Annotated in this window: 34 protein-coding genes; 14 read left to right on the forward strand and 20 right to left on the reverse strand. The window is 68.5% G+C overall.

Going from position 1 to position 26,105, the window contains the following annotated elements; translation table 11 throughout:
* The first annotated feature begins 2 nt into the window (after positions 1-2).
* The gene (locus M3149_RS01915; RefSeq protein WP_251707649.1) at positions 3-323 is read left to right on the forward strand and encodes a 4a-hydroxytetrahydrobiopterin dehydratase; all 321 of its coding nucleotides are present in this window, start codon (positions 3-5) and stop codon (positions 321-323) included.
* A gap of 61 nt (positions 324-384) precedes the next feature.
* Complete coding sequence (rsgA, locus tag M3149_RS01920) at positions 385-1,299, forward strand: ribosome small subunit-dependent GTPase A (protein ID WP_251707650.1); 915 nt, start codon at positions 385-387, stop codon at positions 1,297-1,299.
* 30 nt (positions 1,300-1,329) lie between these two features.
* On the opposite strand, the gene M3149_RS01925 is transcribed toward rsgA, so the two are convergent.
* From M3149_RS01925 to rpsP, 6 genes are all read right to left on the reverse strand, one after another.
* Entirely contained in the window at positions 1,330-2,259 is a 930-nt protein-coding gene (locus M3149_RS01925) for a CobD/CbiB family protein (RefSeq protein ID WP_251707651.1), read from the reverse strand.
* A gap of 49 nt (positions 2,260-2,308) precedes the next feature.
* Complete coding sequence (locus M3149_RS01930; protein ID WP_251707652.1) at positions 2,309-2,992, reverse strand: CoA pyrophosphatase; 684 nt, start codon at positions 2,990-2,992, stop codon at positions 2,309-2,311.
* A 75-nt stretch (positions 2,993-3,067) separates the two neighbouring features.
* Entirely contained in the window at positions 3,068-3,424 is a 357-nt protein-coding gene (gene rplS, locus M3149_RS01935) for a 50S ribosomal protein L19 (RefSeq protein ID WP_251707653.1), read from the reverse strand.
* A 167-nt stretch (positions 3,425-3,591) separates the two neighbouring features.
* Positions 3,592-4,362 (reverse strand): tRNA (guanosine(37)-N1)-methyltransferase TrmD, encoded by a 771-nt coding sequence (trmD, locus tag M3149_RS01940; RefSeq protein ID WP_251707654.1) that lies wholly within the window; start codon positions 4,360-4,362, stop codon positions 3,592-3,594.
* Positions 4,363-4,383: 21 nt separating this feature from the next.
* The gene (gene rimM / locus M3149_RS01945; protein WP_251707655.1) at positions 4,384-4,971 is read right to left on the reverse strand and encodes a ribosome maturation factor RimM; all 588 of its coding nucleotides are present in this window, start codon (positions 4,969-4,971) and stop codon (positions 4,384-4,386) included.
* An 8-nt stretch (positions 4,972-4,979) separates the two neighbouring features.
* Positions 4,980-5,231: a 30S ribosomal protein S16 gene (gene rpsP / locus M3149_RS01950; RefSeq protein ID WP_251707656.1), complete on the reverse strand. Its 252-nt coding sequence runs from the start codon at positions 5,229-5,231 to the stop codon at positions 4,980-4,982.
* 178 nt (positions 5,232-5,409) lie between these two features.
* Here rpsP and M3149_RS01955 point away from each other — a divergent pair, with 178 nt between their 5' ends.
* A complete protein-coding gene (locus tag M3149_RS01955) occupies positions 5,410-5,940 on the forward strand; it encodes a GNAT family N-acetyltransferase (protein ID WP_251707657.1) in 531 nt (176 codons plus the stop codon).
* A complete protein-coding gene (locus M3149_RS01960) occupies positions 5,940-6,392 on the forward strand; it encodes an NINE protein (protein ID WP_251707658.1) in 453 nt (150 codons plus the stop codon). The genes M3149_RS01955 and M3149_RS01960 overlap by 1 nt, the downstream gene beginning before the upstream one ends.
* Here the strand turns inward: M3149_RS01960 and M3149_RS01965 are convergent.
* From M3149_RS01965 to M3149_RS01990, 6 genes are read right to left on the reverse strand one after another with little or no spacing between them, the layout of a single operon-like run.
* Positions 6,382-7,350 (reverse strand): AEC family transporter, encoded by a 969-nt coding sequence (locus M3149_RS01965; protein WP_251707659.1) that lies wholly within the window; start codon positions 7,348-7,350, stop codon positions 6,382-6,384. The genes M3149_RS01960 and M3149_RS01965 overlap by 11 nt on opposite strands.
* 40 nt (positions 7,351-7,390) lie before the next feature.
* Positions 7,391-7,969, reverse strand: coding sequence for a DUF3299 domain-containing protein (locus M3149_RS01970; RefSeq protein ID WP_251707660.1), 579 nt, complete (start codon positions 7,967-7,969; stop codon positions 7,391-7,393).
* Between the two features lie 20 nt (positions 7,970-7,989).
* Positions 7,990-8,232, reverse strand: coding sequence for a hypothetical protein (locus tag M3149_RS01975; protein ID WP_251707661.1), 243 nt, complete (start codon positions 8,230-8,232; stop codon positions 7,990-7,992).
* Between the two features lie 4 nt (positions 8,233-8,236).
* Positions 8,237-9,460, reverse strand: coding sequence for an ABC transporter permease (locus tag M3149_RS01980; RefSeq protein WP_251707662.1), 1,224 nt, complete (start codon positions 9,458-9,460; stop codon positions 8,237-8,239).
* Complete coding sequence (locus M3149_RS01985; protein ID WP_251707663.1) at positions 9,457-10,119, reverse strand: ABC transporter ATP-binding protein; 663 nt, start codon at positions 10,117-10,119, stop codon at positions 9,457-9,459. The genes M3149_RS01980 and M3149_RS01985 overlap by 4 nt, the downstream gene beginning before the upstream one ends.
* The gene (locus M3149_RS01990; protein ID WP_251707664.1) at positions 10,116-10,616 is read right to left on the reverse strand and encodes a Fur family transcriptional regulator; all 501 of its coding nucleotides are present in this window, start codon (positions 10,614-10,616) and stop codon (positions 10,116-10,118) included. The genes M3149_RS01985 and M3149_RS01990 overlap by 4 nt, the downstream gene beginning before the upstream one ends.
* 113 nt (positions 10,617-10,729) lie before the next feature.
* Between M3149_RS01990 and M3149_RS01995 the strand changes: the two genes are divergently transcribed.
* The gene (locus M3149_RS01995) at positions 10,730-11,599 is read left to right on the forward strand and encodes an EamA family transporter (protein WP_251707665.1); all 870 of its coding nucleotides are present in this window, start codon (positions 10,730-10,732) and stop codon (positions 11,597-11,599) included.
* A gap of 25 nt (positions 11,600-11,624) precedes the next feature.
* On the opposite strand, the gene M3149_RS02000 is transcribed toward M3149_RS01995, so the two are convergent.
* Both M3149_RS02000 and M3149_RS02005 read right to left on the reverse strand, forming a co-directional pair.
* Positions 11,625-12,365 carry a LytR/AlgR family response regulator transcription factor gene (locus tag M3149_RS02000; protein ID WP_251707666.1) on the reverse strand — a complete coding sequence of 247 codons (741 nt, stop codon included), beginning with the start codon at positions 12,363-12,365 and terminating at the stop codon, positions 11,625-11,627.
* 35 nt (positions 12,366-12,400) lie between these two features.
* A complete protein-coding gene (locus M3149_RS02005; RefSeq protein WP_251707667.1) occupies positions 12,401-13,462 on the reverse strand; it encodes a sensor histidine kinase in 1,062 nt (353 codons plus the stop codon).
* 96 nt (positions 13,463-13,558) lie between these two features.
* Between M3149_RS02005 and argH the strand changes: the two genes are divergently transcribed.
* Complete coding sequence (gene argH / locus M3149_RS02010) at positions 13,559-14,992, forward strand: argininosuccinate lyase (RefSeq protein WP_251707668.1); 1,434 nt, start codon at positions 13,559-13,561, stop codon at positions 14,990-14,992.
* Between the two features lie 9 nt (positions 14,993-15,001).
* Here argH and M3149_RS02015 read toward each other — a convergent pair whose 3' ends face one another.
* A complete protein-coding gene (locus tag M3149_RS02015; protein WP_251707669.1) occupies positions 15,002-15,322 on the reverse strand; it encodes a DUF4124 domain-containing protein in 321 nt (106 codons plus the stop codon).
* A gap of 168 nt (positions 15,323-15,490) precedes the next feature.
* Between M3149_RS02015 and M3149_RS02020 the strand changes: the two genes are divergently transcribed.
* Positions 15,491-16,645 carry an alpha-hydroxy acid oxidase gene (locus tag M3149_RS02020; RefSeq protein WP_251707670.1) on the forward strand — a complete coding sequence of 385 codons (1,155 nt, stop codon included), beginning with the start codon at positions 15,491-15,493 and terminating at the stop codon, positions 16,643-16,645.
* Positions 16,646-16,656: 11 nt separating this feature from the next.
* On the opposite strand, the gene M3149_RS02025 is transcribed toward M3149_RS02020, so the two are convergent.
* Positions 16,657-17,376 carry an SIMPL domain-containing protein gene (locus tag M3149_RS02025; protein WP_251707671.1) on the reverse strand — a complete coding sequence of 240 codons (720 nt, stop codon included), beginning with the start codon at positions 17,374-17,376 and terminating at the stop codon, positions 16,657-16,659.
* Positions 17,377-17,480: 104 nt separating this feature from the next.
* Between M3149_RS02025 and M3149_RS02030 the strand changes: the two genes are divergently transcribed.
* Positions 17,481-18,719, forward strand: coding sequence for a Y-family DNA polymerase (locus tag M3149_RS02030; protein WP_251707910.1), 1,239 nt, complete (start codon positions 17,481-17,483; stop codon positions 18,717-18,719).
* Complete coding sequence (locus M3149_RS02035; RefSeq protein WP_251707672.1) at positions 18,682-19,524, forward strand: enoyl-CoA hydratase-related protein; 843 nt, start codon at positions 18,682-18,684, stop codon at positions 19,522-19,524. The genes M3149_RS02030 and M3149_RS02035 overlap by 38 nt, the downstream gene beginning before the upstream one ends.
* Before the next feature lie 137 nt (positions 19,525-19,661).
* On the opposite strand, the gene M3149_RS02040 is transcribed toward M3149_RS02035, so the two are convergent.
* Complete coding sequence (locus M3149_RS02040) at positions 19,662-20,207, reverse strand: DUF3455 domain-containing protein (RefSeq protein ID WP_251707673.1); 546 nt, start codon at positions 20,205-20,207, stop codon at positions 19,662-19,664.
* Positions 20,208-20,291: 84 nt separating this feature from the next.
* Entirely contained in the window at positions 20,292-20,861 is a 570-nt protein-coding gene (locus M3149_RS02045) for a ferritin-like domain-containing protein (RefSeq protein WP_251707674.1), read from the reverse strand.
* A gap of 210 nt (positions 20,862-21,071) precedes the next feature.
* Here M3149_RS02045 and M3149_RS02050 point away from each other — a divergent pair, with 210 nt between their 5' ends.
* From M3149_RS02050 to M3149_RS02070, 5 genes are read left to right on the forward strand one after another with little or no spacing between them, the layout of a single operon-like run.
* On the forward strand, positions 21,072-22,010 hold the full coding sequence (locus M3149_RS02050) for a DUF3034 family protein (protein WP_435370718.1): 939 nt from the start codon (positions 21,072-21,074) through the stop codon (positions 22,008-22,010).
* Positions 22,011-22,028: 18 nt separating this feature from the next.
* Positions 22,029-22,508: a group I truncated hemoglobin gene (locus tag M3149_RS02055; protein ID WP_435370719.1), complete on the forward strand. Its 480-nt coding sequence runs from the start codon at positions 22,029-22,031 to the stop codon at positions 22,506-22,508.
* A 5-nt stretch (positions 22,509-22,513) separates the two neighbouring features.
* Positions 22,514-23,173: a cupredoxin domain-containing protein gene (locus M3149_RS02060; RefSeq protein WP_251707675.1), complete on the forward strand. Its 660-nt coding sequence runs from the start codon at positions 22,514-22,516 to the stop codon at positions 23,171-23,173.
* A gap of 53 nt (positions 23,174-23,226) precedes the next feature.
* Complete coding sequence (locus M3149_RS02065; protein ID WP_251707676.1) at positions 23,227-23,802, forward strand: sigma-70 family RNA polymerase sigma factor; 576 nt, start codon at positions 23,227-23,229, stop codon at positions 23,800-23,802.
* 1 nt (position 23,803) lies between these two features.
* On the forward strand, positions 23,804-24,625 hold the full coding sequence (locus tag M3149_RS02070) for an anti-sigma factor (protein WP_251707677.1): 822 nt from the start codon (positions 23,804-23,806) through the stop codon (positions 24,623-24,625).
* A 73-nt stretch (positions 24,626-24,698) separates the two neighbouring features.
* Here the strand turns inward: M3149_RS02070 and M3149_RS02075 are convergent, their stop codons facing one another.
* Both M3149_RS02075 and queF read right to left on the reverse strand, forming a co-directional pair.
* Positions 24,699-25,178, reverse strand: a complete 480-nt coding sequence (locus tag M3149_RS02075) for an RNA recognition motif domain-containing protein (RefSeq protein ID WP_353056789.1) — start codon at positions 25,176-25,178, stop codon at positions 24,699-24,701.
* A gap of 51 nt (positions 25,179-25,229) precedes the next feature.
* Positions 25,230-26,078 carry an NADPH-dependent 7-cyano-7-deazaguanine reductase QueF gene (gene queF / locus M3149_RS02080; RefSeq protein ID WP_251707678.1) on the reverse strand — a complete coding sequence of 283 codons (849 nt, stop codon included), beginning with the start codon at positions 26,076-26,078 and terminating at the stop codon, positions 25,230-25,232.
* Positions 26,079-26,105: the final 27 nt, after the last annotated feature.

The raw sequence follows: 26,105 nt of genomic DNA on the forward strand, positions 1-26,105 counted from the left end.
ACATGAACCCCATCCACCAGAACCGCCGCGCGCTCAACGCCACCGAAATCGTCACGCAACTGAGCCAGCTCAACGGCACCCATCCCGATGGGTGGAAACTCATCGACGGCTCGATCGAGCGGACCTTCCGCTTCGCCAACTTCCACGAGACCATGGCCTTCGTCAACGCGGTGGCCTGGGTTGCACACCGCGAGGATCACCACCCCGATGTGGCCTTCGGCTACAACCGCTGCACGCTGCGCTTCAACACGCACGATGTGAACGGCATCTCGGTCAGCGACTTCTTCTGCGCCGCCGCCGTCAACGCGCTGCAGGGCACTTGATGGGTCGCCGGGCCGCCTCCGAGGCTCATCGCCCCGCATTCCGCACGGCGGAGGTCGTCCATTGAGCGCTGAGCTTGCCGGGCGGGTGGTGGCCGCGCATGGCCGACACTGTCTCGTCGAAGGCGACGACGGCCAACGCACCCTCTGCCACCCGCGGGGCAAGAAGAATGCGGTGGTGGTGGGCGATCGCGTGCGCTGGTCGCTCAGTGGCGACGAGGGCGTGATCGAACGTGTGGAAGAACGCCGCAATCTGCTCTACCGCCAGGACGAACTCCGCACCAAATCCTTCGCAGCCAACCTGGACCAGGTGTTGGTGCTGCTGGCGGCCGAGCCGGTGTTCTCCGACATGCAGCTCGCGCGCGCCCTGATCGCAGCCGAAGCCGCGGGCATCGCAGCGCTGATTGTGCTCAACAAGCACGATCTGGGCGCGCCGTTCGAGGCTGCCTGGGCGCGGCTGGCCCCACACCGGCACATGGGCCTCGCCGTGCTGCCGCTCGGCCTGAAAACCGACCACGGCCTGGACGATCTGCGCCAGCGGCTCGAAGGCAAGGCCACGCTGGTGCTCGGCCCTTCGGGCGCCGGCAAGAGCACGCTGGTGAACCGCCTCGTGCCCGAGGCCGGCGCGCAGACCGGTGAGATCTCCACCGCGCTCAACTCGGGCCGCCACACCACCACAACCACAACCTGGTACTGGATCGACGCTTCGCACCGCAGCGCCTTGATCGACTCGCCAGGCTTTCAGGCCTTCGGCCTGCACCACGTCGAGCCCACCGAGCTGGCCATGCTCATGCCGGATGTGCGCGCGACGCTGGGCAACTGCCGGTTCTACAACTGCACGCACCGTCACGAGCCCGGCTGCGGCGTGCGCCCGCACGTGGGCAGTGATCCGGCGAGCGACCCGCTCGCCATCGACGCCACCCGCTACACCCTCTACCAGGCGCTGTTCGACGAACTGGCCGCCAAGCCCGCGTACTGAACCCGCACACAAACGGCGCGGGCGATGCCCTCAAATCCGCGCGAGCGTGAGCAGCGCCAGCAGCAGCATCCACAGCACCACCGCACGCCACACCAACCCGACCGCGCTGCCCAGGTGCGCCAATTGCGGCTCGGGGCGGGCGCCCGGATCCATCTCGTCGGGCGGTTCGACCGTCGGGTCTTGCGGCGTGAGGCGCACGTTCATCGCGCCCGAGGTGGCCGCCAGCACCACGCCGTCGCTGCCCGGTGCAAAACGCTCGGCATCGGCGCGCCAGCTCCCGACCGCCTCCTCGAAGTTGCCGACCACCGCAAAGCCCAGCGCCGTGGCGCGCGCCGGCACGTGATCGATCCAGCGCCAGGCGGTGACCGCCGCGTCGCACAGCGGCGGACTGGGCGTGCCGTCGGGACGGGTACGCCAGTTGCGCGAGAGGTACTCGGCCAGCCGGTAGACCACCGCGCCGGCCGGCCCCAGGCCGATCACCCAGAAGACAATGAAGCACACGAGGACGCCGAACACATGGCGGTGCGCCGCCAGCACCGAGTGCTCGATGACCTGGCGCAAGAGTTCGGCCCGCGGCAGGCTGCTCGCGTCCACCCGCAGCCAGGCCGCGAGTTGCTCGCGTGCAGAACGTTCGTCGCCCTCCTCCAGGCTGCGGCGGATCTGGCTGAAGTGGTGGCTGAACTGGCGAAAGCCCAGGGTCACGTACAGCACGGCCACCGTCCACGCGAACGCGAGGAAGCTGCTGATCTGCCACAGCCCGTGGTGCACCAGCGCCGCCACGGCGCCAGGAAAGGCGACCGCCAGCAACCACGCGATCCAGCCGTGCGAGCGCTCGCCCGCGTCGAGGTTGCGGCGCACGGTGCGGCCCCAGGCGCGCAGCCCGGCGTGAACGGGGTTGTCGAAGGAAAGGGGGCGAGCCTGCTCGATCAGCAGCGCCAGCAAAATGGCCAGGAAACCCATGCGCGCATGATAGTGGGCGGCACAGCGTGCCCCGGCGGCGGCCCGCGTTTCAAGCCGACAGGAAACGATACAGGTTGCGCAACATGCCCGCGGTGGCGCCCCAGATGAAGCGCTCGTGCTGCCCGTCATGCCAAGGCATGGAGTACCACTCACGCACGGCGCCTTCGAAGCTCAGTGCATGACGGCGATGGTGACGCGGGTCCATCAGGAACGACAGCGGCACTTCGAACACGTCGTCCACCTCGTGCGGATTGGGCTGCAAGTCGAAATCCGGGCTGACCAGCGCCACCACCGGCGTGATGTGGAATGCCGTGCCGGTGATGTATTCGGGCAAGGTACCCAGCACCTCGACGTGGTGCGCCGCCAGCCCGATCTCTTCTTCGGCTTCGCGCAAGGCAGCGGCAGTGGCATCGCGGTCCGTGGCGTCGACCTTGCCGCCCGGAAACGCAATCTGCCCCGAGTGGGTGGACAGGTGCGCTGTGCGCTGGGTGAGCAGCAAGCTGAGTTGGTCGCGCACGACCAGCGGCAAGAGCACGGCGGCATCCGCCGGCTCGCGCTCGGCGAAGCGGCGCTCGCGCACCAGTTCGGGCGTCCACACTGGCGGCGTGAGGAACTGCGTGCGCAGGCCGTCGGGCGTGAGACGGTGGGCCGGCGCGGGCAACAGGCCCTCGGTCGCACCGGTGGCCACGACGGGCACGGTGCGAGGGTCAAAGGGTGGCAGGCGAACAGTCATCGGTAAGCGGGGGCCAGCAGAGTGTGACGCGCACAAAAAAGCCGCTCCGGGGAGCGGCTTTTCGCAGGGCTGGCTTCAGGCGCCCAGCTTTTCCTTGATGCGGGCCGACTTGCCGCTGCGCTCGCGCAGGTAGTACAGCTTGGCGCGACGCACGTCACCACGGCGCTTGACCTCGATCTTCGCGATCAGCGGGCTGTACAGCGGGAAGGTACGCTCCACGCCTTCGCCGCTGGAGATCTTGCGCACGATGAAGCTCGAGTTCAGGCCACGGTTGCGACGGGCAACGACCACGCCTTCGTAGGCCTGCACGCGCTTGCGGGTGCCTTCGATCACGTTGACGCTGACGATCACGGTGTCGCCAGGGGCGAAAGCCGGGATCTCTTTGCCCAGACGGGCGATTTCTTCCTGCTCAAGGGTCTGGATGAGGTTCATGGTTCCTGTTCCACGATCATGGCCGCGCTGCACTAAAGGCCGCGAATCCGGTGCGTCGTCACCGCACGCGCCCGCGAAACGGGCTGTGGTGGTGGGTCGCGATCCCGGTCGCGGCGGCCGGCCAGAGGATCGAAAAGCCCACCATTATAGCCAGACTCGGCCCGACGTTACCGAAGTCTGGCCAGGAAGGCTTCGTCGGCGCCGTCCAGACGCCCCTCAGCGCGCGCCCGTTCGATCAGGTCCGGGCGGCGCTCGGCCGTCAGTCGAAGGCTTTGCTCGCGCCGGTAGCGGGCGATGCGCTCATGATGCCCGCCCAGCAACACCTCCGGCACCGGAACCTGGCCCGTCGGCCCGCCCCAGACCTCGGGGCGCGTGTAGTGCGGGCTGTCAAGCAACCCGTCCAGCGCCGGGTTGAAGCTGTCCTGCTGGTGGCTGCCGGCATCGCCCAGCACGCCTGGCTGCAGGCGCGCGACAGCATCGAGCAATGCCATGGCGGCAAGCTCACCCCCCGAGAGCACGAAGTCGCCCAGGCTGATCTGGCGGTCAACGCAGGCGTCGATGAAGCGCTGGTCGACGCCCTCGTAGCGCCCGCACAGCAGCACCGCGCCCGCACTGGCGGACCATTGCGCCACGCCGGCGTGGTCCAGGCGCTCGCCCACGGGCGAGAACAGAACCACGGGCGCCTGGGAGCCCTCGGGTTCGGCACGATCGCCTCGAATGGCCTGCAGGCAGCGCCACAGGGGCTCGGCCATCATCACCATGCCCGGGCCGCCGCCGAAGGGCCGGTCATCCACGCGGCGGTAGTTGCCGTCGGCAAAGTCGCGCGGGTTCCACAGCCGCACGTCCACCTGCTTCGTTTCGAACGCGCGCCGGTTGATGCCTTGTGCGAAGAAGGGTTCGAACAGCTCGGGAAACAGCGTGATGACGTCGAAGCGCATGGCGGGTTCGCTCAGACCTGCTCAGTAGTCTTTCTGCCAGTCCGCCGTGATGCGGCGCTTCGCCCGGTCGACCTCGTCGATGTAGGCGTCCACGAACGGGATCAGGCGCTCGGCCGCTCGCTCTTCACCGTCCACGGTCTCGATGTATTCGAGCACCAGCACGTCGCTCGGGCCGGTGCTCAGGAGATCGCGCACCACGCCCAGGTGTTCGCCCTCGCGATTGACCACGTCCAGGCCGATCAGATCGACCCAGTAGTACTCGCCCTCGGCGGGCTCGGGGAAGGCGCTGCGTGGCAGGCTGATGCGACAGCCCTTGAGGGCTTCGGCGGCATTGCGGTCGTCGATCCCTTCGATGCGTGCCACCAGGCCGTCGGCGTGTGCCTTGAGTTCGGCCACGCGCACCACCACCGTGCCCGCAAAAGCAGAAAAGCCGCGCGCGAAGCGAGCTTCGGGCGGCTGCAGGAACCAGTTCTGGCTGGCAAACAGCGCCTCGGTGTCGGCGCTGTGGGGCTGGATGCGGACCCAGCCCTTGATGCCCCAGGCATCAAGAACGCGCCCCATTTCGACGGCGTCGGCCGGCAGTGCCGACGCGACCAGGGCCGCGCTCATGGCCGCGTTCAGGCGGCTTTGGTGGCCGCTTGCTTGATCAGGCGTGCCACGGTGTCCGACGGGGTGGCGCCCACGCCGGTCCAGTAGGTCAGGCGGTCCTGGGCAATGCGCAGGGTTTCCTCGCCGCCCTTGGCCAGCGGGTTGTAGAAGCCGATGCGCTCGATGAAATTGCCATCGCGACGGGCGCGCTTGTCGGCCACGACGATGTTGTAGAACGGACGGGCCTTGGCGCCGCCACGGGAGAGTCGAATGACGACCATGATTTATCCTTCGGGTGGTTGCTCCCCGGGGTACTTCCCGGGACCGCCGGAACCGACGGGTTCGGAACCGGACTTCCTGCAGCGCCTGAGACACACGACTGACCACCCGGCCAGCGAAACGCTGCAAAGCCGGCGATTATAGCCCGGCCGCTTTCCCCATCAACGCATTCCCGCCCCCATGCCACTGATCCGCCCCAGCCGCGACGACGATGTCGCCGCCATCACCCGCATTTACGCCCACCACGTGCTGCACGGCACAGGGACGTTCGAAACCACCCCCCCCACCGAGGCCGAGATGGCGCAGCGACGGGCCGACGTGCTGGGCAAGAACCTGCCCTGGCTGGTGCTGGAGGACGACGATGGCCAGGTGATCGGCTACGCCTATGGCAACTGGTTCAAGCCGCGCCCGGCCTACCGCTTCTCCGTGGAGGACTCGATCTACCTCGCGCCCGAGGCGGCCGGCCGGGGCCTGGGCCGGCTGCTGCTGGCCGAACTGGTGGCGGTGCTGGAGCGCTCGGGCATCCGCAAGGTGATGGCGGTGATCGGCGACTCGGACAACGCGGGATCCGTCGGCGTGCACCGCGCGCTGGGTTTCGAGCACGTGGGCACGGTCAAGGCCTGCGGCTGGAAGTTCGGCCGCTGGCTGGACATCGTGCTGATGGAGCGCGCCATCGGCGAGGCCGACCGCACACCGCCGCAGGAGGCGTGATGGCGCACGCGAAGAACAAGACCGTGGCGGTCTGGCTGGCGCTCGTGGGCGGCTCGCTCGGGCTGCACCGCTTCTACCTGCGCGGCCTGGGTGACTGGGTGGGCTGGCTGCACCCGGTGCCCACGGCGCTGGGCTGGTATGGCGTGGAGCGTGTGCTCGCCTACGGGCAGGACGACAAACTCTCGTGGGTGCTCATTCCCTTGCTGGGCATGAGCATTGCGGCCGCCTGCCTCACCGGCATCGTCTATGCCCTGAGCGACGCCGAGAAGTGGGATGGATGGTTCAACCCTTCGAAGCCCGGCAGCGGCAGCGGCCGTACGAACTGGCTGACGATCATCGCGCTGGTGATGGCGCTGCTCACCGGCACGATCGCCTTCATGGGCAGCCTGGCCTTCGGTATCCAGCGCTATTTCGAGTACCAGATCGAAGAGGCTCGCAAGATCAGCCAGTGAGCGGGTTCAGCCACGACATGATCGCCATCACCAGACTGAGCGTGAACAGAGCGGCGACCGTCGTCAGGCCCATGCTGGCGGTGGTGAGCTCCTTCGCGGTGTCGTAGCGCTGCGCAAACAGAAACACGTTGGCACCCACCGGCAGCGCTGCGGCCACCACCACCACGGTGAGCGGCAGGCCGGTGATGCCCACGGCCCAGGCACCGGCACCCACCAGCACGGGCAGCACGAGGTTCTTGGTCAGCACCACCTGCAGGGCGGCACGCCAGTGGCCAGACATCGGCGTGGCCGCGAGGCTGACCCCCACCAGCACCAGTGAGATCGGGCCGAAAGCGCTGCCCAGCAGTTGCAGTGGCTTGTCGATGACCACTGGCAGGGCCCAACCGGTTTGCGCAAACAGCAAACCGCAAATGATGGGCAGCGGGATCGGGTGGATCAGGGTGCCCCTGGCCACCGAAGCCATGGTGGCCCACAAGTGCGGTGCGCTGCCGCCCTGCTCTCGCGCCTCACGCGCCACCACCAGTTCGAGCACCACCGAGCCCACGCTCAACAAGATGAGCGCATGCACCGACACCAGCGTGAGCAGCGTCACCAGACCGGCCTTGCCATAGGCCAGCTCGACCAGCGTGATGCCGATCATCACCATGTTGGAGAAGATGCTGGCCAGCCCGATCACCACACTGCGTCGATGGACCCCACGCCAGGCGATGCAGACCGCCAGCAGCAGCAGTGCCGCCGGAAAATAGGCCAGCAGGGGCCGAAGGTCCAGCGCCTCGATGCGCACCGCGCTCATGGTGCGAAACAGCAGTGCCGGGATCAGCACCATGAAGACGAGGTTGGAGAGGTCCTTGACCGCCGCGTCGCGGATCCACTGCAGCCGCCCGGCCAGATAGCCGAGTCCGATGAGCAGGAAGACGGGGGTGAGGGAGACGAAGACGGGATGCGCGGCGAGGTTCACCGCACGATGGTATCGCCGCGCGTGTGTGCCGGCCGCGCCATCAGCGGCTTGCCACAGCCTCGCTCAGCCGGTAGTACAGGCCGTAAGGATCGTTGTCGAGAACATGAAAGCGGCCTTCCACGACCACCGCGCCATCGCGATACTTCACCGGCGACTTCGCACGCACCTCGACCATGCTCTCGGGCCCGCCGGGGGTACAGAAGGCACAGCTGAGCGGCACTGAAGTGAGCAGGAAGTGGCGCTGGTTCTCGCCCGGGTCGAGCGGCAGCATGAACCCGTGCAGCTTGAGCTGGCGTTGGTGCAGGGCGCGCACATCGGCCGGATACACCGGCGCGATGCGCTTGCCACGGACCTCGGTCCTCACGTCGGTGAGCAGCGACCACGCCACCACGTCGTCGCGCACCGGCAAGGGGGGAATCGGGCTTTGCGGGCTGTGCACGCCCGCGCCCTGCCCCTGTGGCACGCCGTGCGGGGCGGCACCGGCAGCCGGGGGAGCACCTGGCGGCGCAGCCGAAGGCGCGCCCAGCGGCGAGCTCAGCACCTGCGCCAGCGCGGGGCCCGAGGCCAGCGTGACCAGGCCGAGCAGGGCAAGGCGTCGTTGCACAGCGTGATGGTTCATGACGGGTTCGTTGAGCGGGCTCAGTGGGCGTGGCGCATGCCGCAGTATTTGCCGATGGCAAGACCCTTGCAAGCCACGGCGAGTTCCGCGTAGCAGACCTTTTCGCCCTTGCCGGCCTCCAGGCATTTGGCGGCGGCCTCGTGGGCAGCGGCCATGGCGCGGTGGCGCTGGATGTCCTGTCGGGTTTCCTCAGCGGAGTGTTGTGCCAGGGCGGTACCGGCGGACAGCAACGAGAACAGGATGGCGGCGATGCGTGCTTTCATGGAATCAGCTCCGGGGGTTGAGAAGGGTGTGAACGTCGGTACGGTAGGCGGCGACGGCGGGCACCCCCGCCGCCAGCAGCGCGGTGGCAGCGGCCAGGGCGGGCACCCAGGCCAGGGTGATCGGCCACACGCCGTTCGGCAGCAGCGCGGGAGCATCTGCCCACCACAGGCCCGCCGCGCTGGCCAGCGCCAGCGCCAGCAACAGGCCCGCCACCGTGGCAAGCAGCGCCAGCCAGCCCGCCTCAGCGAGCCACAGCGCGGCCACACGCCGCGGCGGGGCACCGAGCATGCGCAGCATGGCCAGATCGGCGCGGCGCTCGCGCACCGCGCTCCACAGCGCAATGAACACCGATAGCGTGGCCACGACCAGCAGCACCCCGGCCAGCGCATGCAACAGCTGCGTCCCATGGCCGATGAGGGTCATGAGGCGTGTGACCTCCATCGCGGGCGCTGCGGCCTGCATCGGTGTGTTGCTGTTGACGAAGCGCGGAAAGCTGGCCGCCGCCAGCGGGCTGCGGTAACGCACCAGCCCGAGCGTGATCTCGCGCTCGGCCGCCAGCGCAGCCTCGAGTTCGGCGCGTTCGGCGGCGCTCATGTCTTTGTCGGCGTGCAGTTCGTCGTGCACCGCCCAGACGGACTCGGTGGCGGTCAGCACGAGCCGATCGAGCACGCAGGCACAGGGCCGCAACACGCCGCTCACGGTGTAGGGGGTGGTGTCGTGCACCGCGCCGCCCGTGCCCAACCCGTGTGCACCGGCAAAGCGCGCGCCCACGTCAAGCGAGGTTCGGCGCGCCACCTCGGCCCCCAGAACGGCCTGCAGCGGCGCTTGCCAGAGCACGCCGCGCGCCAGCGTGGCGCCGTAGAGCGCCGGATAGTCGGGCGTGGTGCCCACGATGCGAAAGCCCTGCAGGTTGTCGCCCAGGCTCAGCGGGATGAACTGCGCCACCTGCGGGTGCTGCGCGAGTCGCTGCGCGTCGGCCAGTGCCACGTTGCCGGGCGGCACGTCGAGGTGGAACACGCCGGCCAGGATCAACTGCATGGGGCTGCCCTTGGCGCCGACCACGGCATCGATGCCCGCCAGGTCGCGCTCGAACGCGCGCTCCACCCGCGCCTGCGCCAGCAACAGGAAGGCGATCGACGCGAGGCCCAGTGTGAGCAACAGCAGGTTGAGCGCGGCCGTGAGGGGGCGCGCCCACAGGTATTGCCAGGCCAGTCGCAAGACGCTCACGCAGCAGCCTCCGGTGCGGCAAGGTCCAGCATGGCCGGCGCGCCCAGGCGGGCAATGGCCGCCACGGCACGCGCGTCGTGCGAAGCCAGCACCAGCGTGGCGCCCGCCTGTCGCACCGCGTGGTGCAGCAGGGCGAGCACACGCTCGCTGGCGGCGTCGTCCAGGCTGGCGGTGGGCTCGTCGGCCAGCAACACGGCGGGGCGGCGCAGCAGGGCACGCGCCAGCGCCACGCGCTGCGCCTGACCGCCCGAGAGCGTGTGCGGGCGACGATCACGCAAGCCGTCCAGCCCGAGCGCGCGCAGGACATCGTCGATCGCGCGCCGGTCCACCGGCTGCCCCGCCGCGAGGTAGGCCAGTGCGAGGTTCTGGCCCACGCTCAGGTCGGCGCTGAGGTGCAGACGTTGTGGCAACAGGCCCACGGTGGCTCCTCGCCACGCGTCGCGTGCGCCGCCCCGCAAGGCACCGGGCGACTGGCCGTTCACCTCGATGCCGCCCTCATGAGGTGTGAGCAGGCCGCTGGCCAGCGCCAGCCAGGTGGATTTGCCGCTGCCCGATGGTCCGCGCAGCAACAGCGTGCCACCCGTGGGAACGTCAACGTCGGCAAAGCGCAGCCTCGGCCCGCCAGGGTGCGTGTAGGCCAGCCCGCGCGTGCGGATCATGCGGGCCCCGGGGTTGCAGCACAACGCGCGCACACACCATGCACCGCGATATCGATGCGCTCGACCTGCTCTCCCTGAGCCGCCAGCGCGCGCAGCAGCATGCGCCAGCCGCGTTGACCAGGTCCCGATGCGTCGCAGAGCACGCGCTCCTGTCCGCACCGACGGCATTCGAAGCGCGGCAAAGGGCCCGGTACGCGCGACTGCGCTTCTGGCGCCACCAGGGTGAAACGCCACGTGCGGCGTTCGTCGCTGTGGCGCGCGAGCACTTCACACGCGGCCAGGCGCTCAAGCAGGCGGTAGAGCGTGACCCGGTTCGGTGCGTGGCCACGCTGACGCAGGGCCTGCAGCACCTGGGCATGCGTGAGGCCTTGCCCGACACGCGCGAGAAACACACCCAGCACCGCGCGCGTGGCCAGCGTTCGGCGCAGGCCGGCGGCTTGCAGCCGCGCCTGAAGGTGGTCGGGTACCGCGTCGGTGGGGGTGGCGAGGGGCTTCATGAGGAGCGTCGTTAACGCAATCGAGTTGCGAATATTAACCACAACCACCCTGCCGTGCGATCCACGCCGAACGCGGTGGCTACACTGCCCGCTCCGCCGCCTTGCCCCACCCCGTGCCCACCTCCCACCTGCTGCTTGCCCTGGCCGTCGTCGCGGTGTGGGGCACCAACTTCGTCGTCATCCGCTGGGGCCTGGACGGCCTGCCGCCATTCCTGTTCGCCACGCTGCGCTTCGCGCTGTCGGCCCTGCCGTGGCTGCTGTTCGTGCCACGACCGACCGCACCCTGGCGCTCCATGGCCGCCTTCGGCGTGCTGCTGGGTGCGGGTCAGTTCGGGCTGCTGTTCTTCGCCATCGACGGCCACATCTCACCCGGGCTTGCCTCGCTGGTGGTTCAGTTGCAGGTGTTCTTCACCATCGGCCTGTCGCTGTGGCTGATGCGCGAGCGCGTTCGTGGCTTCCAGGTCACGGGCCTGCTGCTGGCCATCGCCGGCCTGGCGCTGATCGCGGCCAACCTGGACGCGACCGTGACGCTCACCGGTCTCGCGCTGATCCTGGGCGCGGCTTTTTTCTGGGCCTGCGCGAACCTGGTGATCAAGACGCTCGGGCCGGTGAACATGTTGCACTTCATGGTCTGGAGCAGCGTGTTCGCGGTGCCGCCCTTGCTGGCCATCTCGCTGCTGGTGGAAGGCCCGGCGCAGATCGCGCAATCGCTGCGCGCTGCGGGCACCGGCGTCTGGGCCAGCGTGTTGTGGCAGGCGGTGGGCAACACCCTGTTCGGTTACGGCGCCTGGAACTGGCTGCTCGCGCGCCACCCCGCGGCCACCGTCACGCCCATGGCCTTGCTGGTGCCGGTATTCGGCTTGAGCGCCTCGGCCCTGAGCCTGGGTGAAGCCATGCCGGGCTGGAAGCTCGGGGCGTGCGCCCTCGTGCTCGGGGGGCTCGCGGTGATCGTGTTCTGGCCCCGCTGGCGGCCAGGGCGCTGAGCGCGGGTCCGTGCCCGCGCAGCATTCAACCCATCAGGGCTTCACGCACCGCGGCGAGCTGGCGGCGCGACACCGCCAGGCGCTCCTCGACGCCGTCGAGCCGCACCGTCCAGCCCTCGCCCTCCACCGGGTCGCTGTGCTTCTCGACCGCGCGCACCGCGCGGCGCGACACGAGCGCGTTGCGGTGCACGCGCACGAACAGGTGGGAGTAACGAGCCTCGAGGTCGCTGAGTGCACCGTCGTAAATGTGCTCCTTCTCTGCCGTGCGCACGGTGATGTACTTGAGTTCGGCCTTGAGGTAGATGATGTCTGACAGCGCCACGCGCTCGCTGCGGCCGCGCTCCTGGATGATCAGCGCCTCGGGCGGGCCGGCATCGGGTGCACCCTCCTTGCCGGCGCGCGCCTTCACCACCTTCTGCAGCGCCTGCTGCAGCCGCTCGCGGCGCACCGGCTTGGTGAGGTAGTCCACTGCTTCCACCTCGAAGGCGCTCACCGCATGCTCGGGGTAGGCCGTCACGAAGACGATGGAGGGCGGCGCGGCCATCTGGCGCAGCGTGTTGGCCAGCGTGATGCCATCCACCCCGGGCATGTGCACATCCAGCAGCACCAGTTCGCAGTGGGTGCGCTGAATCATGTCCATGGCCTGCACCGCGTTGCCCGCTTCGCCCACCACGTCGGTGCGCGGCTCCGTGCACTCGGCCAGCAGCGTGCGCATGCGCGACCGCGCCAGGGCTTCATCGTCGACGATCAGAACCTTCAGTGCCATGTCTCGCTCCGTGCTTGGCTGTGCGCCTTGTGTGCTTATACCGGGATTTCCAGCCGCACCTGAAACACGCCATTGACCAGCGCGCTCTGGAAGCGGCCCTGCACATCATGCAGCAAAGACAACCGCTGCCGCACGTTGTCGAGTGCCAGGCCGTTGCCGCGCTTGCCGGTGCCGGCAGGAACGGTATTGGTCACCTTGATCACCACCACCCCGCCGCGGCGCTGCGTGCTGATGCGCACTGTGGCGCCGGTGGGGCTGGGCTCCACGCCGTGCTTGATGGCATTTTCCACCAGGGGTTGCAGGATCAGGGGCGGCAGGCGGGCCTTGGACGCGGCCTCGTCGATTGCCCATTCGATCTGCAGTCGCTCGCCGAACCGCACCTGTTCGATGGCCAGGTAGTGCTCGGCCAGTTCCAGCTCCTGCCACAGCGGTACCGCCTCCTTGGGGTCGGCCAGCGCGTGGCGAAAGAGCTCACTCAAGTCTTCCAGCAGGGCCTCGGCCTTGGCGGGCTCTTCCCGCACCAGGGCAATGGCGCTGTTGAGCGTGTTGAACAGAAAATGCGGCCGGATGCGCGCCTGCAACTCCGCCAGCCGCGCCGTTGTGCCCGCGGGCATGCGCGCCTTGGCACGCCACACCAGGCCGGCCACCAGCACGGCCGCAACCAGAGCGCCCGCCGCGGCACTGGCCAGCCACACGTCGTGATCGAGGATGCCCAGCCACGCCACCAGCCCGCAACCGTACAAGCCGGCCAGGGCGCCCAGGGACACGCCCACGGTCCATTGCCAAGGCGGCTCAAGACGCCCCAACTGCCGCTTGACGGCACACACCACCAGCAGCCACGCCAGCACGGCCGGCAAGGCAGCGCCGGTGATCACGGCCATGCGCGTGCCCCAGGCGACGAAGCTCTCTGCATGGAACAGCGCGGCCACCGCCACCACCGCCTGCACGAACAGCACCGCGCGCAGCACCACACCGACCTGACAGGTGTCGAACACCTGCACGCGTGCGCGCACATGCTCCGGCATCTCCGTCAACGGGCGCGCGCCCGCCGCGTGGGGCAACTCCTGGAAGGTCGATAAAATCCGCGAATCTTTCATGGGAAGCGATGCCGTTTTCCATTCGGTCGGCCACCCAGGCCCGCGCATGGTTGCCCAGGCGCTCGAAACATTCCCCGTCCAGCCGCTGACAACACCATGTCATCCAACCAACTCGACAAGAAAACAGAAGCCTGGTCCGCCCTATTCTCGGAGCCCATGAGCGAGTTGGTCAAGCGATACACCGCGAGTGTTTTCTTTGACAAACGCTTGTGGCAGGCCGACATCCAGGGCAGCCTGGCCCACGCCGAAATGCTCGCCGCGCAAGGCATCATCGGTCAGTCGGATCACGCCGACATCCAGCGGGGCATGGCACAGATCGCGCGCGAGATCGAGTCCGGCGCGTTCGAATGGAAACTCGACCTCGAGGACGTGCACCTCAACATCGAGGCACGCCTGACGCAACTGGTGGGTGATGCGGGCAAGCGACTGCACACCGGGCGCAGCCGAAACGACCAGGTGGCCACCGACGTTCGCCTGTGGCTGCGCGGCGAGATCGACCTCATCGACGGCCTGCTCACCGACCTGCAGCGCGCGCTGGTCGACGTGGCAGAGAAAAACGTCGACGTGATCCTGCCCGGCTTCACGCACCTGCAAGTGGCGCAACCCGTGAGTTTTGCGCACCACCTGCTGGCTTATGTGGAGATGTTCGCGCGCGACGCCGAGCGCCTGGCCGACGTGCGCCGGCGCACCAACCGCCTGCCGCTGGGCAGTGCCGCACTGGCCGGCACCACCTACCCGCTGGACCGTGAGCGGGTTGCGAAGACGCTGGGCATGGAGGGCGTCTGCCAGAACAGCCTGGACGGTGTGAGCGACCGCGACTTCGCGATCGAGTTCACCGCCGCCGCTTCGCTGTGCATGGTGCACATCAGCCGATTGAGCGAAGAGCTGATCCTTTGGATGAGCCAGAACTTCGGCTTCGTGAAGATCGCCGACCGCTTCACCACCGGCTCATCGATCATGCCGCAGAAGAAGAACCCGGACGTGCCCGAGCTCGCGCGCGGCAAGACAGGCCGCGTGGTGGGCCACCTCATGGCGCTGATCACGCTCATGAAAGGGCAACCCCTGGCCTACAACAAGGACAACCAGGAAGACAAGGAGCCGCTGTTCGACACGGTCGACACGCTCAAGGACACCCTTCGCATCTTTGCCGAGATGGTGGGCGGCCAGTTGAACCCCGCGACCGGGCAGAAGGAAGGCGGCATCGCGGTGAACGCTGCCGCCATGGAAGCGGCTGCCAACAAGGGCTATGCCACCGCCACCGATCTCGCCGACTACCTGGTGAAGAAGGGCCTGCCGTTTCGCGACGCGCACGAGACTGTGGCGCATGCGGTCAAGGCCGCCACCTCGCACAACTGCGACCTGTCCGAGCTGCCACTTGCCGTGTTGCAGGGCTTCCACCCGAGCATCGACAAAGACGTTTATGACGTGCTGAGCCTGCGCGGCTCGCTGTCGGCGCGCAACACGCTGGGCGGCACGGCACCGGCGCAGGTGCGCGCGCAGATCGCGCGCCACCGCAATCGCCTGGGCTGAGCGCGACGCTCAGCGGCAAGGCTCGGGCTCGGGCAGTTCCTTGCAGCGCTGGAATGCCTCGGGCTTGAGGCCACCGCCCACCACGCGGTAAGCGTCAAAACAGGCCTGGCTGGCAGCGTAGCGGTGCCACGCGACTTCGCAGGCCGGGGTGCCGGGCGGCAGCGGGGCGTCGGCCGGCACTGCGCTGGCGCGATAGCGCTCGGGAATGTCCACCGCCTGGGTGCAATGCGTGTAGCCGAAGCGGTCCGTCCAGCGCCAGATGTCGGCAGCGTGGACCAGCGTCGACGCGGCGAGCGCAAGCAGCGCCAGGGGCAGGATCTTGCGTGTCATGGTGCTGCGATTCTGGCCGCTGGCGCCCGGTTCCCTCACCCGCCGACCGGCGGACGGGCCACGCGCCCCTTCTGAAAAAGTTTCAAGACGTGCTGTCGCGCTTTCACGTGCCGGCTCGCACCCTGCTCGCTACCATCGCGCCCACACCGACCTCGAGGAGACACCGCCATGACCGTGATCACGAACATCGAAGACCTGCGCGTGCTGGCGCAAAAACGCGTGCCGCGCATGTTCTACGACTACGCCGACTCGGGCTCGTGGACGGAGGGTACCTACCGCGCCAACGAATCGGATTTCCAGAAGATCAAGCTGCGCCAGCGCGTGGCGGTGAACATGGAGAACCGCAGCACGCGCACCAGCATGGTGGGCGTGCCGGTGGCCATGCCGGTGGCGATCGCGCCCACCGGGCTGACCGGCATGCAGCACGCCGACGGCGAGATCCTCGCCGCGCGCGCGGCCAGGAAGTTCGGCATCCCGTTCACGCTCTCGACCATGAGCATCTGCTCGATCGAGGACGTGGCACAGCACGCGGGCGAGGGTTTCTGGTTCCAGCTCTACGTGATGAAGGACCGCGCCTTCATCGAACGCCTGATCGACCGCGCCAAGGCCGCGAACTGCGGCGCGCTGGTGCTCACGCTGGACCTGCAGATCCTCGGCCAACGCCACAAGGACCTGAAGAACGGCCTGTCGGCGCCGCCCAAGCTCACCATCGCCAACATGATCAACATTGCCAGCAAGCCGCGCTGGGCGCTGGGCATGCTGGGCACGAAACGGCGCCAGTTCGGCAACATCGTGGGCCACGTGCAGGGCGTCACCGACATGGCCAACCTCGGCGCGTGGACAGCGCAACAGTTCGATCCTGCGCTCAACTGGGGCGACGTGGAGTGGATCAAGAACCGCTGGGGCGGCAAACTCATCCTCAAGGGCATCCAGGACGTTGAAGACGCGCACAAGGCGGTGCAGTCGGGTGCCGACGCGCTGATCGTGAGCAACCACGGCGGGCGCCAGCTCGACGGCGCACAAAGCAGCATCGAGGCACTGCCGGCGATCGTGGACGCGGTGGGCTCGAAGATCGAGGTGCACATGGACAGCGGCATCCGCAGCGGGCAGGACGTGCTCAAGGCCCGCGCCCTGGGCGCGCGCGGCACCTACATCGGCCGCGCCATGCTCTACGGCCTGGGCGCCATGGGCGAAGAAGGCGTCACCAAGGCGCTGGAGATCATCCACAAGGAACTCGATCTCACCATGGCTTTTTGCGGACGCACCGACGTGGAGACGGTGGACCGCTCGATCCTGTTGCCGGGTACGTTCCCGACCGCCTGAGTCCGAGCGCGTCAGCGCAGCTCATACACGAAGGTGCTGACCACGCGCAGGCGTTTGACGCGCGAGCCGGCGCTGTCGTGCTCGCTGCCGTCCGCGCCGCTGATGCTGATGACCCCCTGGTTCGCGACCTTGAGCGGGCCCAGCGTGGCGCCAGCCTCGGCGGCGAACTTCTGCGCCTGCTCGCGCGCGTTGCGCGTGGCTTCGCTCAGCAGCGGTGCCTTCACGTCGTTGAAGCCGCGCAGCTGGAATTGCGGGCCCCCGTTGCCCTCGGCGCTGAGCTGCACGCCGGCCTGGATCAGTGGGTCCACCGCGAGCGCGGCGCCCTGCACCTCGGCCACGCGGGCCGATTTCACCATCACCTGCCCGGTTCCCTGGTAGCGCAGCGCCTGCTGGCCGCCGCCGTATTCGCGCGCGAACAGATCCTGCACGGCCAGCGGGCGCACCTCGATCTCGGCGTCCTGAAAGCCTCGCGCCTTCAGGAAGGCCAGCACCGCGTCGCGATCGCTGGCCAGCGCCTTCTGCACCTCGCCGAAGGTGTTGCCGCCGCGGCGAAACACCAGCGTCCAGGTGGCAAAGTCGCTCTCCACATCCTTTTCGGCCAGGCCCTTGACGGTCACGGTGCGGTCGGCGAGGCGAAAGCGTTCCAGGCCATTGCTCACGGCCAGGCCGGCCACAGCGACGCCAGCGCCCACGAGTGCGGCGGCCAGCAAACGGGTCAGCGGGTGGGTCATGGGGGTCCTCCTGGGACGCCGGGGCTTGGCCGGCGGGATACCGGGCATGGTAAGCGGGCTACGATCGCCGCGTGAACCCGAAGCGCCGCATCGCCCACCTCGACATGGACGCCTTCTTCGCGTCGGTCGAGCTGCTGCGTTATCCGCAACTCAAGGGGCTGCCGATGGTCATCGGCGGGGGGCGCCGCCGCGAGGCCGAGATGTTCGAGCGTTTGCGCAACGCTTACCCGGACACCGACTGGGGTCCCGACACGCTGGACCGCATCCCGCCCGAGTTCTTCCCGCGGCTGGCCGACTACGTGGGCCGCGGCGTGGCCACCACCGCCACCTACGCCGCGCGGCAGTTCGGCGTCGGCTCGGCCATGGGGCTGATGAAAGCCGCCAAGCTGTGCCCGCAGGCGATCCTGCTGCCGGTGGATTTCGATGAGGTCAAACGCCTGTCGCGCGAGTTCAAGCGCGTGATCACCGAGATCGCGCCGGTGATGGAGGACCGCGGCGTCGACGAGGTCTACATCGACTTCACCGACGTGCCCGGCGGCCAGCGCGAGGGCGGGCGCGTGCTCGCGCGGCTGATCCAGAAGAGCATCCACCAGGCCACCGGCCTCACCTGCTCCATCGGCGTGGCGCCCAACAAGCTGCTGGCCAAGCTCGCGAGCGAGTTCAACAAGCCCAACGGCATCAGCATCGTGATGCCCGAAGACTTGCAGCGCCTGATCTGGCCGCTGGCCTGCCGCAAGCTCAACGGCATCGGTCCCAAGGCCGACGAAAAGCTCAAGTCGCACGGCATCAACACCATCGGCGAGCTGGCCGCGCGCGAGCCGGACTGGCTGACAAACCACTTCGGGCGCAGCTACGGCGCCTGGTTGCACGACGCCGCCTGGGGCCGCGACGCGCGACCGGTGGTGACCGAGAGCGAACCCGTGAGCATGAGCCGTGAGACCACCTTCGAGCGTGACCTGCACGCGGTGCACGACCGCGCCGAACTCGGCGAGCTGCTCACGCGGCTGTGCGAACAGGTGTCGGCCGACCTGCAGCGCAAGGGTTACCTCGCGCGCACCATCGGCGTCAAACTCACCTACGTGGGCTTCAGCAAGGTCACGCGCGACCTCACGCTGGACAGCCCGACGAACGAGGCGCGGGCGATTCGCCGCGCCGCCGGCCAGTGCTTGAAGCGCGTGGACCTCACGCGCCGCTTTCGTCTGCTCGGCGTGCGCGCGAGCAAACTCGTCAAACCCGGGACAGCCGAGCACGCCGCCGCGGCCCAGAATGCCCCGCACACCAAGCCCCGAGACAAGGCACACCGCGATGAACACACCGACCTGCTTTTCCCTGAGCTGGATTGACCACGTCGCACACCTCTCGCTGAACCGGCCCGAGGCGCTCAACACCATGAGCCCGACCTTCTGGCGCGAGCTCGACACCCTGCTGCGCCAGATCCACGACGAAGGCCGCGCCCGCGCGCTGGTGATCAGCAGCACCGGCAAGCACTTCAGCGCCGGTATGGCGCTCGAGACCTTCGGTGGCGCCATCACCATGGACGACCAGAGTCCCGAAGGCCGCGCCGCGATCTTCGACCTGCTCACCGACATGCAGACCACCTTCACGCGGCTGGAGGCGCTGCGCGTGCCGGTGATCTTCGCGATCCAAGGCGGCTGCGTCGGCGCCGGGGTCGACATGATCTGCGCCGGCTGCATCCGCTACGCCAGCGCCGACGCCTTCTTCTGCATCCAGGAGATCAACATCGGCATGGTGGCCGACGTGGGCACGCTGCAGCGCCTTCCCAAGCTGATCCCGATGGGTGTGGTGAAGGAACTGGCCTACACCGGGCGGCGCCTGGGTGCGCAGCGCGCGCTGGCCGTGGGTCTGGTCAACGAGGTGTTCGACACGCACGCCGCCACGGTGGACGCCGCCCTGCAGTGCGCGCGCGAAATCGCCAGCAAGCCGCCGGTGGCGATCTGGGGCAGCAAGCAGGCCATCGACTACGCGCGCGACCATTCGGTGGAAGACAGCCTGCGCCAGATGGGCTGGCTGCAAGGCGCAATCTGGAGCAACGCCCACGTGCGCGAAGCCATCACGGCCACGAAGGAGCGGCGCGCGGCGGACTTCGCACCGCTGGCACCGCTGAGCTCCTTTCGCGACGGCGCTTGAGCGCGCGCCCCCGAGCTGAGGTTCATCGACCCGCTGCGCACGCGGCACGAAAAAGTGCCCTGCGACGATCCATCGTTCGCAGGGCCGAACGGCCCGAAGGCCGATACCGGGACCTTGGAGCGAAGCGTGGTGGCTGTTCAGCCGGCCTTGTAGAGGATGTAGTCCGCGCGGTACTGCACGATCTGCTTGCTGCCCGTGTTGCTGGCGCCGCAGGCCATGGCCGGTGCCACACCGCCCACGGTGGCCACGCGCTGGACGTAGGTCACGCCCTGCAGCGCACCCATGCCCATGGCGGGATTGGCTTTCACCAGTTGCAGCGGGATGTTGCCGGCCGGTGCGGGTGCCACCGCCACCTGCGCGCCGGTGAATTTCGAGCCGTCCATGGCTTCCCAGGTGGCGGGCGGGCCGTAGTACCGGCCGACCTGCTTGCCCGCGCGATCCATCAGCTTCGCATCGGGGCCCACGAAGACCCACTCGAACTGCCCGGCCATGCCAGCCTTGGCGCGGCATTCGTAGGTGATCTCGCCCACGCCCACGGTTTCCATGGCCACCTTGTGGCCGGCGGGCACCTTCACGGCGTCGGGCAGCCCGTCCTGCGAGAACATGGGTTTCGCGCCCATCTGCGAGGCGCAAGCGGTGAGGGCCAGGGCGGCCGCGGCGATGAGGCTGGTCTTGAGGATCATGGAAAAACTCCGTTGAATGTGAAGGGAAAGGAGGGAAGGCGTGGCGCCGGTGCTTGGCCGGCGCCTGTTGTGTGAACCGGGAGATCAGGCGCCGAAGGACAGGGCGCCGGCAGGCAGCGGCCGGCCCAGCGCGTTGGTGAGCACGGTGAAGTGCAGGGTCTCGTCGGCCGCCAGGCGCGCGGCCACCTTGGCCAGCTCGCGGTCGGCCATGGCGGGGATCACGCTGATGTAGGCATTGGTCGCACCGAGTTCGAGGCGCGCCGCGAGCGAGAGCACATCGGCCTGGTTCTTCAGCGACGCGGCGTTGAGGTCTTTTGCGTAGTCGTCGAGCCTTTTCTCGGCCACCGGCTGGCCGCCGAGCTTGCGGATCGTGGCCGCGAGCGCGTCGCGGTGCGCCTTGTGGTGGCCCTGGAACTGCACCGCCACATCGAGCACCGGCTTTTGCAGCAACCCGCTGCCGGCACCAAGCTGGTAGGCGTTGATGGCCTCGTGCTCCAGACCGAGCGCGATGTTGAGGATGTCGACGTCCTTCGCGACATCGGCCTTCATGCCCTGCGCCAGGGCGGGCTTGCCGGCCAGCAGCGCGAGGCCGACGGCGGACAGGGTGGTGCCGGTGCGCAGGAAGGCACGGCGGTTGTCGTGGGATGGGTTCATGGGGCTTGTCTCTCGCGGTGTGTTGAAACGGGGTGGGATGTGACAGCTGTCACGACGGATACGCGGCTCACCCCGGCGGCGGATTCGGCAATCCCGAGTGATTTGCTTGGTCGTGCAAAGACGCACGGCCGGCGCGAATCCGATGGCGCGTGCAGGGCGTACTTCCAGGGACGGCGATGTGGCCGTTGCCCGACCCTCAGGAGACCTGCGATGCGAATGCCCACCCGGCGCCCCCTCCACACCACCTTGTGCTTGTGCATGGCCGCCGCCGTGTTCGGCTTGGGCAGTGCCCGCGCCGACACCGGCAAGCTCGTGCTCACCGGCGGGGTGAGCAGCGTCGAAGGCGCGTCCGGCGGCGGCATCAGCCCCTGGGCCGTGATCGGCACCCAGGCCACGGAAGGTGAAACGGGCGTGGCCGCCTACGTCAGCCGGGCCACCACCGACGACTACCGCCTCAATGCAGCCGGCGTGGCGGTGGGCTTCCGCGACCGTCTGGAGCTCTCGCTCGGTCATCAGGATTTCGACACCGGTGTCACCGGCATCCTGCTCGGCCTGCCCGGCCTGCACCTTCGCCAGGACATCGTGGGCGCCAAGCTGCGCGTGGCGGGCGACGCCATCCTGGACAGCGACACGTTGATGCCGCAGATCGCGGTGGGCCTGCAATACAAGCGACTGCACCGCAGCGGCCTGGACGGCACGCTCAATGACCTGGGTGCCCGGCGCGACGGGCTCGACGCCTACGTGAGCGCCACCAAGCTGTTCCTTGCTCAGGGCATCCTGGTCAACGGCACCCTGCGTGCCACACGCGCCAACCAGAACGGCCTGCTCGGGCACGGCGCTCGGCTCGGCGGCGCCGACAACGGCTATGAGCTGCAGCCTGAGCTGTCGGTGGCCTGGCTGCTGCGCCGCAACCTCGCCATCGGCTTCGAATACCGCGGCATGCCCAACAAGCTGCAGCGCGCCGGCGCTGCGGCCGGGCTCGGCGACGGTCTGCGCGCCGACGACTGGAAAGACATCTTCGTGGCCTGGTCGCCCAGCCGCAACGTATCGATCACCGCGGCCTACGTGAGCCTCGGGCGCGTGGTCCCTGCCACCACCGGCAACCGCAAACAGTCCGGCGCTTACGTGTCGGCCCAGATCGCTTTCTGACCTTCAGGAGATATCACCATGATGCTTCGCCAACTGACCGCTGTGATGACCGTCGCGATGACCGCTGCCTTCTGCCTGCACGCGCAGGCCCAGTCCGTGCCCGCCCCCTCGGCCGCCAGCGCATGGCCGGTGGCCCCGGCCCCCGGCCTCTACCAGGCATTCGGCGAACGCGAGGGCTTGCGTGCGCTGATGGACGATTTCGTCGTGCGCCTCAAGGCCGATGCCCGCATCGGGGAGCAATTCCGGGAGACCAACCTGGACAACCTGGCGAAGTCGTTGACGGAGCAGCTGTGTCAATTGTCGGGAGGGCCTTGCACCTACAACGGGCCGGACATGAAGACGGCGCACGCGCACCTGGACATCACCCGGGCGCATTTCAATGCGCTTGTCGAGGTGCTGCAGCAAAGCATGGACGCCAAGGGCATTCCCTTCACGCGCCAGAACCAGATGCTGGCGCTGCTCGCACCCATGCATCGCGACACCATCACCGTGCGGTGAGTGCCATGAGACCCAGCCGATCGCGCCGCTTCGTCGCCTTGCTTGCATTTGCCGCATGCGCCACCGCGCAAGCCGCCACGGTGCAGGTCACCGTGCTTGCGCGCGATGGCCAGCCGCTGGCCGATGCGGTGGTGCTGATCGAACCGGCGAATGCCACCAGCGCGCCCACCCCGGCGCCGGTGCAGGCGCGCATCGACCAGGAGCGCATGCAGTTCGCGCCGATGCTCACCCTGGTGCCCACGGGCTCCACCCTGCGCTTCACCAACCTGGACCGCTGGGAACACCACGTGCGCATGCTGCCCGCCGCGATCACGTTCTCGGGCCCGGGCGCGACACCGACTGGCCATGAGCTGCGCCTCGCCGGTCTTGCACCCGGTCAGGCCGCGCCGAGCGCGGAGATCACCGTGCGCGAGCCCGGCGCCTACCGCCTCGGCTGCCACCTGCACGGCTCCATGCGCGGCTTTGTCTACGTCACCGACTCCCCCTGGGCTGCCCGCACCGATGCCGATGGGCGCATCACGTTGCAAGGCGTGCCCGAAGGCGCAGCGCGCCTGCGCATCTGGCATGGCGAGCAACTGGTCGATGAAGCGGCACGGTCGGTCACCCTGGGCCCCGTGAGCGCCTTCGAGGTGGGCACCGGCATCCAGCCCCGGCGTCGGCGGTGAGGCAATTCCCCGACACCGGCCAAAGCCCGGCGCACCCATCGCACAATGTGTGCATGAGCGCCCCCACCGACGACGATCACCTCATGACCTTGATCGAACGCATCGCGCAGCGCGACGAAGTCGCGCTCAAGGCGCTCTACGACCTCACCGCGCGCAAGCTCTACGGCCTGTCGCTGCGCGTGGTCGGCAGCGCCGAGGCGGCCGAGGACGCGCTGCAGGAAACCTTTGTGCAGGTGTGGCGCACGGCAGGCGACTACCGCGCCAGCCTCAGTCCACCAATGGCCTGGCTGGGCCTCATCGTGCGCAGTCGTTCGCTGGACAGCTTGCGTCGCCGCGCCGCCGAACGAAGCCACCTCACCCAGGAACTCGACGAGACACTGGCAGACACACTCGAAGGCGACGCGCCCGACCCCCTGGACACCAGCCTGGCCAGCCAGCAGGCCTGGGCTTTGCACCAGTGCCTGGGGCAGCTGGAGCACAAGCAGCGCGAGGTGATCAGCCTGGCCTACCTGCGCGACCTGAGCCATGGCGAGCTGTCCGAGCGGCTCGCGCTGCCCCTGGGCACGGTGAAGACCTGGATCCGCCGCGGGCTCGACAAACTGCGCGACTGCATGGCGAGGTTTGCCTGACATGCAGATCCATCGCCACCCCGACCTCATGCAACGCCTGGCCGCGGCCCATGCGCTGGGCACCTTGCGCGGCGGCGCGCGGCGTCGCTTCGAGGCCATCGCGCGCGAGCAACCCGTGGTGCGCGCGGCGGCCCTGGAATGGCAGTCGCGCGTGGCCAGCCTGAACGAACTGCAGCGCCCGGCCGAGCCGGCGCCGCAGGTGTGGACGCGCATCCACAACCTCGTGCAGGCCGACGTGGCGCGCACGGCCATGACCCAGGCGCGCACACCTGCCGCGAAACGCGGCGTGTGGCACAACCTTGCGCTGTGGCGTGGCGCCGGCGTGGCGGGCGTGTTCACCCTGCTGCTGGCGGCCGTGTTCGTGCCGGGTCTGCTGCGCGACCTGCAGCAACGCGACACTCAACTGGCTGCGCTGCAACAGCAGTTGGACCAGCGCGGCGCCCAGGTGGCCGAGCTTGAACGCCGCTTGCTCGCCACGCCGGACGTGCGCTACGTGTCGGTGCTCAACGATGAGGCGGCCCGCCCCGCCATGCTGATCACCTTCGATCCGAAGAACAACCGCCTGAGCCTGCAACGCGTGGGTTCTTACCAGGAAGCGGCCGACCGCTCGCTGCAGTTGTGGGCCCTGCCCCCGGGTGCGGCACCGCGCTCGCTGGGCGTGCTCACGCCCGAGCGCTTGCTACAACTGGCGGCGCAAGAGAGCGCGGTGCGCGAGGTGCCGGCGCTGGCGATCAGCCTGGAGCCGCTGGGCGGCGTGCCCAGCGAGCGCGGGCCCACCGGGCCGGTGCTGTTCCAGGGCGCGCTGATCCAGAAACAGATCTGACGCTCGCCGCGCCGAACGGGGACGAAAAAAAACCGGCGCGATGCGCCGGTTTTTCTTGGGGCTCAGGCCGTGCTCAGTAGCGCGGACCGTTGCTGCGGTAACCGCCGCCGCCCGTGCCCGCCTCTTTGGGGCGGGAAATGTTCACCACGATCTTGCGACCGTCGACCGATTGGCCGTTGAGGCCGTCGATGGCGGCTTGCGCTTCGTCAGCGGAGCCCATCTCGACAAAGCCGAAACCCTTGGAACGGCCGCTGTCGCGGTCGGTCATCACCTTGGCAGATGCCACGGCGCCGAATTCGGAGAAGTTGTGACGAAGCGAGTCGTCGTTGACGGAGTAGGGCAGGTTGCCCACGTACAGTTTGCTGCTCATGACTGAGCCTTTCGAAGAAGCGGGCCGGCCTGCAAAGGGCATGGGCGCCGCGAGAGAGGGCGGTTGCCGCGTGGAAGCGGGCCGCCAGAGAAAGCCGCCGGACCCGCAAGGGACCAAACGGCCAGTGATCAGCCGTTCGATCACGGCGAAGTCGCGGATGCTACGCGGGAAGTCGCGGATCACCTAAGGGTTTCGGTGATTCGCGGATCGGACTGACCAACGGTAGGAAGCGACTCACTGACGCGCGGTGCGCACATTGGCCGGCGGCTGTTGCGGGTGGCTGCTGCGCCAGGGGTTGATGTCGAGCCCGCCGCGGCGCGTGTAGCGCGCGTATACCGTGAGCTTGCTCGGCTTGCAGCGCGTCCACACGTCCATGTAGATGCGCTCTACGCACTGCTCGTGGAATTCGTTGTGGTTGCGAAAACTCACCAGGTACTGCAGCAGGCCCGCCTGGTCGATCTGCGGGCCGCTGTAGGCGATCTGCACGCTCCCCCAGTCGGGCTGGCCGGTGACGAGGCAGTTGCTCTTGAGCAGTTGGCTCACCAGCGTCTCGTTCACGGGCTGCTCGTCGGTGGCGGCTTTCAGCAGATCGGGCGCGGGCTCGTAGCGCGTGCATTCCACGTCGAGCCGGTCCAGGCTCAGGCCATCGAGTTCGTGGATCGGCTCGGCGTCGAAGCGATCGGGCGCAATGAGCTTCACGCCGACACCGGCCTGCACCGGCCCGCCGTGCCACACGGCCGCGCTCAGGTCGGCGCGCAGGCGCTCGCGCACCGCGTCGGCGCTGTCGAACGGTGTGTTGTTGAAGCTGTTGAGGTAGAGCTTGAACGACTTGCTCTCCACGATGTGCGTGCTCTCGCAGGGCACGGTGATGTGGGCAATGGCCACCTGCGGTTTGCCGCGCGGGTTGAGCCAGGAGAGCTCGTAGGCGGTCCAGAGGTCGCAACCCAGGAAGGGCACGCTGCCCGCGATGCCGATCTCTCGCCGCTTGGCCTCGCGCGGCAGCGGAAAGATCAGGCTCGGGTCGTAGCGGTCGACGTAGGCCGAGGCCTTGCCGAGTTGCGATTGTTCGGGGGTGTTGGCCATCAGGGGCATCCGCTCACATGCATTCGA

This window comes from Hydrogenophaga intermedia, assembly GCF_023715105.1.
In the GTDB taxonomy this organism is placed as follows: Bacteria; Pseudomonadota; Gammaproteobacteria; order Burkholderiales; family Burkholderiaceae_C; genus Hydrogenophaga; species Hydrogenophaga intermedia_A.

Excerpts from the sequence above, each read along its gene's own strand:
- M3149_RS01985 (WP_251707663.1), bottom strand. The coding sequence starts at position 10,119 with ATGATCCGCACGCGCGGGCTGGCCTACACGCACCCTGGCGGGCCGAGG.
- M3149_RS01915 (WP_251707649.1), top strand. The coding sequence starts at position 3 with ATGAACCCCATCCACCAGAACCGCCGCGCGCTCAACGCCACCGAAATC.
- M3149_RS02005 (WP_251707667.1), bottom strand. The coding sequence starts at position 13,462 with ATGAAAGATTCGCGGATTTTATCGACCTTCCAGGAGTTGCCCCACGCG.
- M3149_RS02050 (WP_435370718.1), top strand. The coding sequence starts at position 21,072 with ATGCGAATGCCCACCCGGCGCCCCCTCCACACCACCTTGTGCTTGTGC.
- M3149_RS01990 (WP_251707664.1), bottom strand. The coding sequence starts at position 10,616 with ATGAAGCCCCTCGCCACCCCCACCGACGCGGTACCCGACCACCTTCAG.
- M3149_RS02000 (WP_251707666.1), bottom strand. The coding sequence starts at position 12,365 with ATGGCACTGAAGGTTCTGATCGTCGACGATGAAGCCCTGGCGCGGTCG.
- M3149_RS01930 (WP_251707652.1), bottom strand. The coding sequence starts at position 2,992 with ATGACTGTTCGCCTGCCACCCTTTGACCCTCGCACCGTGCCCGTCGTG.
- trmD (WP_251707654.1), bottom strand. The coding sequence starts at position 4,362 with ATGCGCTTCGACGTCATCACGCTGTTTCCCGAGCTGTTCGAACCCTTC.
- M3149_RS02065 (WP_251707676.1), top strand. The coding sequence starts at position 23,227 with ATGAGCGCCCCCACCGACGACGATCACCTCATGACCTTGATCGAACGC.
- M3149_RS01960 (WP_251707658.1), top strand. The coding sequence starts at position 5,940 with ATGGCGCACGCGAAGAACAAGACCGTGGCGGTCTGGCTGGCGCTCGTG.
- M3149_RS02020 (WP_251707670.1), top strand. The coding sequence starts at position 15,491 with ATGACCGTGATCACGAACATCGAAGACCTGCGCGTGCTGGCGCAAAAA.
- M3149_RS02070 (WP_251707677.1), top strand. The coding sequence starts at position 23,804 with ATGCAGATCCATCGCCACCCCGACCTCATGCAACGCCTGGCCGCGGCC.
- argH (WP_251707668.1), top strand. The coding sequence starts at position 13,559 with ATGTCATCCAACCAACTCGACAAGAAAACAGAAGCCTGGTCCGCCCTA.
- M3149_RS02030 (WP_251707910.1), top strand. The coding sequence starts at position 17,481 with ATGGACGCCTTCTTCGCGTCGGTCGAGCTGCTGCGTTATCCGCAACTC.
- M3149_RS02040 (WP_251707673.1), bottom strand. The coding sequence starts at position 20,207 with ATGATCCTCAAGACCAGCCTCATCGCCGCGGCCGCCCTGGCCCTCACC.
- rplS (WP_251707653.1), bottom strand. The coding sequence starts at position 3,424 with ATGAACCTCATCCAGACCCTTGAGCAGGAAGAAATCGCCCGTCTGGGC.
- M3149_RS02055 (WP_435370719.1), top strand. The coding sequence starts at position 22,029 with ATGATGCTTCGCCAACTGACCGCTGTGATGACCGTCGCGATGACCGCT.
- M3149_RS01970 (WP_251707660.1), bottom strand. The coding sequence starts at position 7,969 with ATGAACCATCACGCTGTGCAACGACGCCTTGCCCTGCTCGGCCTGGTC.
- M3149_RS01925 (WP_251707651.1), bottom strand. The coding sequence starts at position 2,259 with ATGGGTTTCCTGGCCATTTTGCTGGCGCTGCTGATCGAGCAGGCTCGC.
- M3149_RS02060 (WP_251707675.1), top strand. The coding sequence starts at position 22,514 with ATGAGACCCAGCCGATCGCGCCGCTTCGTCGCCTTGCTTGCATTTGCC.
- M3149_RS01975 (WP_251707661.1), bottom strand. The coding sequence starts at position 8,232 with ATGAAAGCACGCATCGCCGCCATCCTGTTCTCGTTGCTGTCCGCCGGT.
- M3149_RS01955 (WP_251707657.1), top strand. The coding sequence starts at position 5,410 with ATGCCACTGATCCGCCCCAGCCGCGACGACGATGTCGCCGCCATCACC.
- M3149_RS02045 (WP_251707674.1), bottom strand. The coding sequence starts at position 20,861 with ATGAACCCATCCCACGACAACCGCCGTGCCTTCCTGCGCACCGGCACC.
- queF (WP_251707678.1), bottom strand. The coding sequence starts at position 26,078 with ATGGCCAACACCCCCGAACAATCGCAACTCGGCAAGGCCTCGGCCTAC.
- M3149_RS02025 (WP_251707671.1), bottom strand. The coding sequence starts at position 17,376 with ATGACCCACCCGCTGACCCGTTTGCTGGCCGCCGCACTCGTGGGCGCT.
- rpsP (WP_251707656.1), bottom strand. The coding sequence starts at position 5,231 with ATGGTCGTCATTCGACTCTCCCGTGGCGGCGCCAAGGCCCGTCCGTTC.
- rimM (WP_251707655.1), bottom strand. The coding sequence starts at position 4,971 with ATGAGCGCGGCCCTGGTCGCGTCGGCACTGCCGGCCGACGCCGTCGAA.
- M3149_RS02015 (WP_251707669.1), bottom strand. The coding sequence starts at position 15,322 with ATGACACGCAAGATCCTGCCCCTGGCGCTGCTTGCGCTCGCCGCGTCG.
- M3149_RS02035 (WP_251707672.1), top strand. The coding sequence starts at position 18,682 with ATGAACACACCGACCTGCTTTTCCCTGAGCTGGATTGACCACGTCGCA.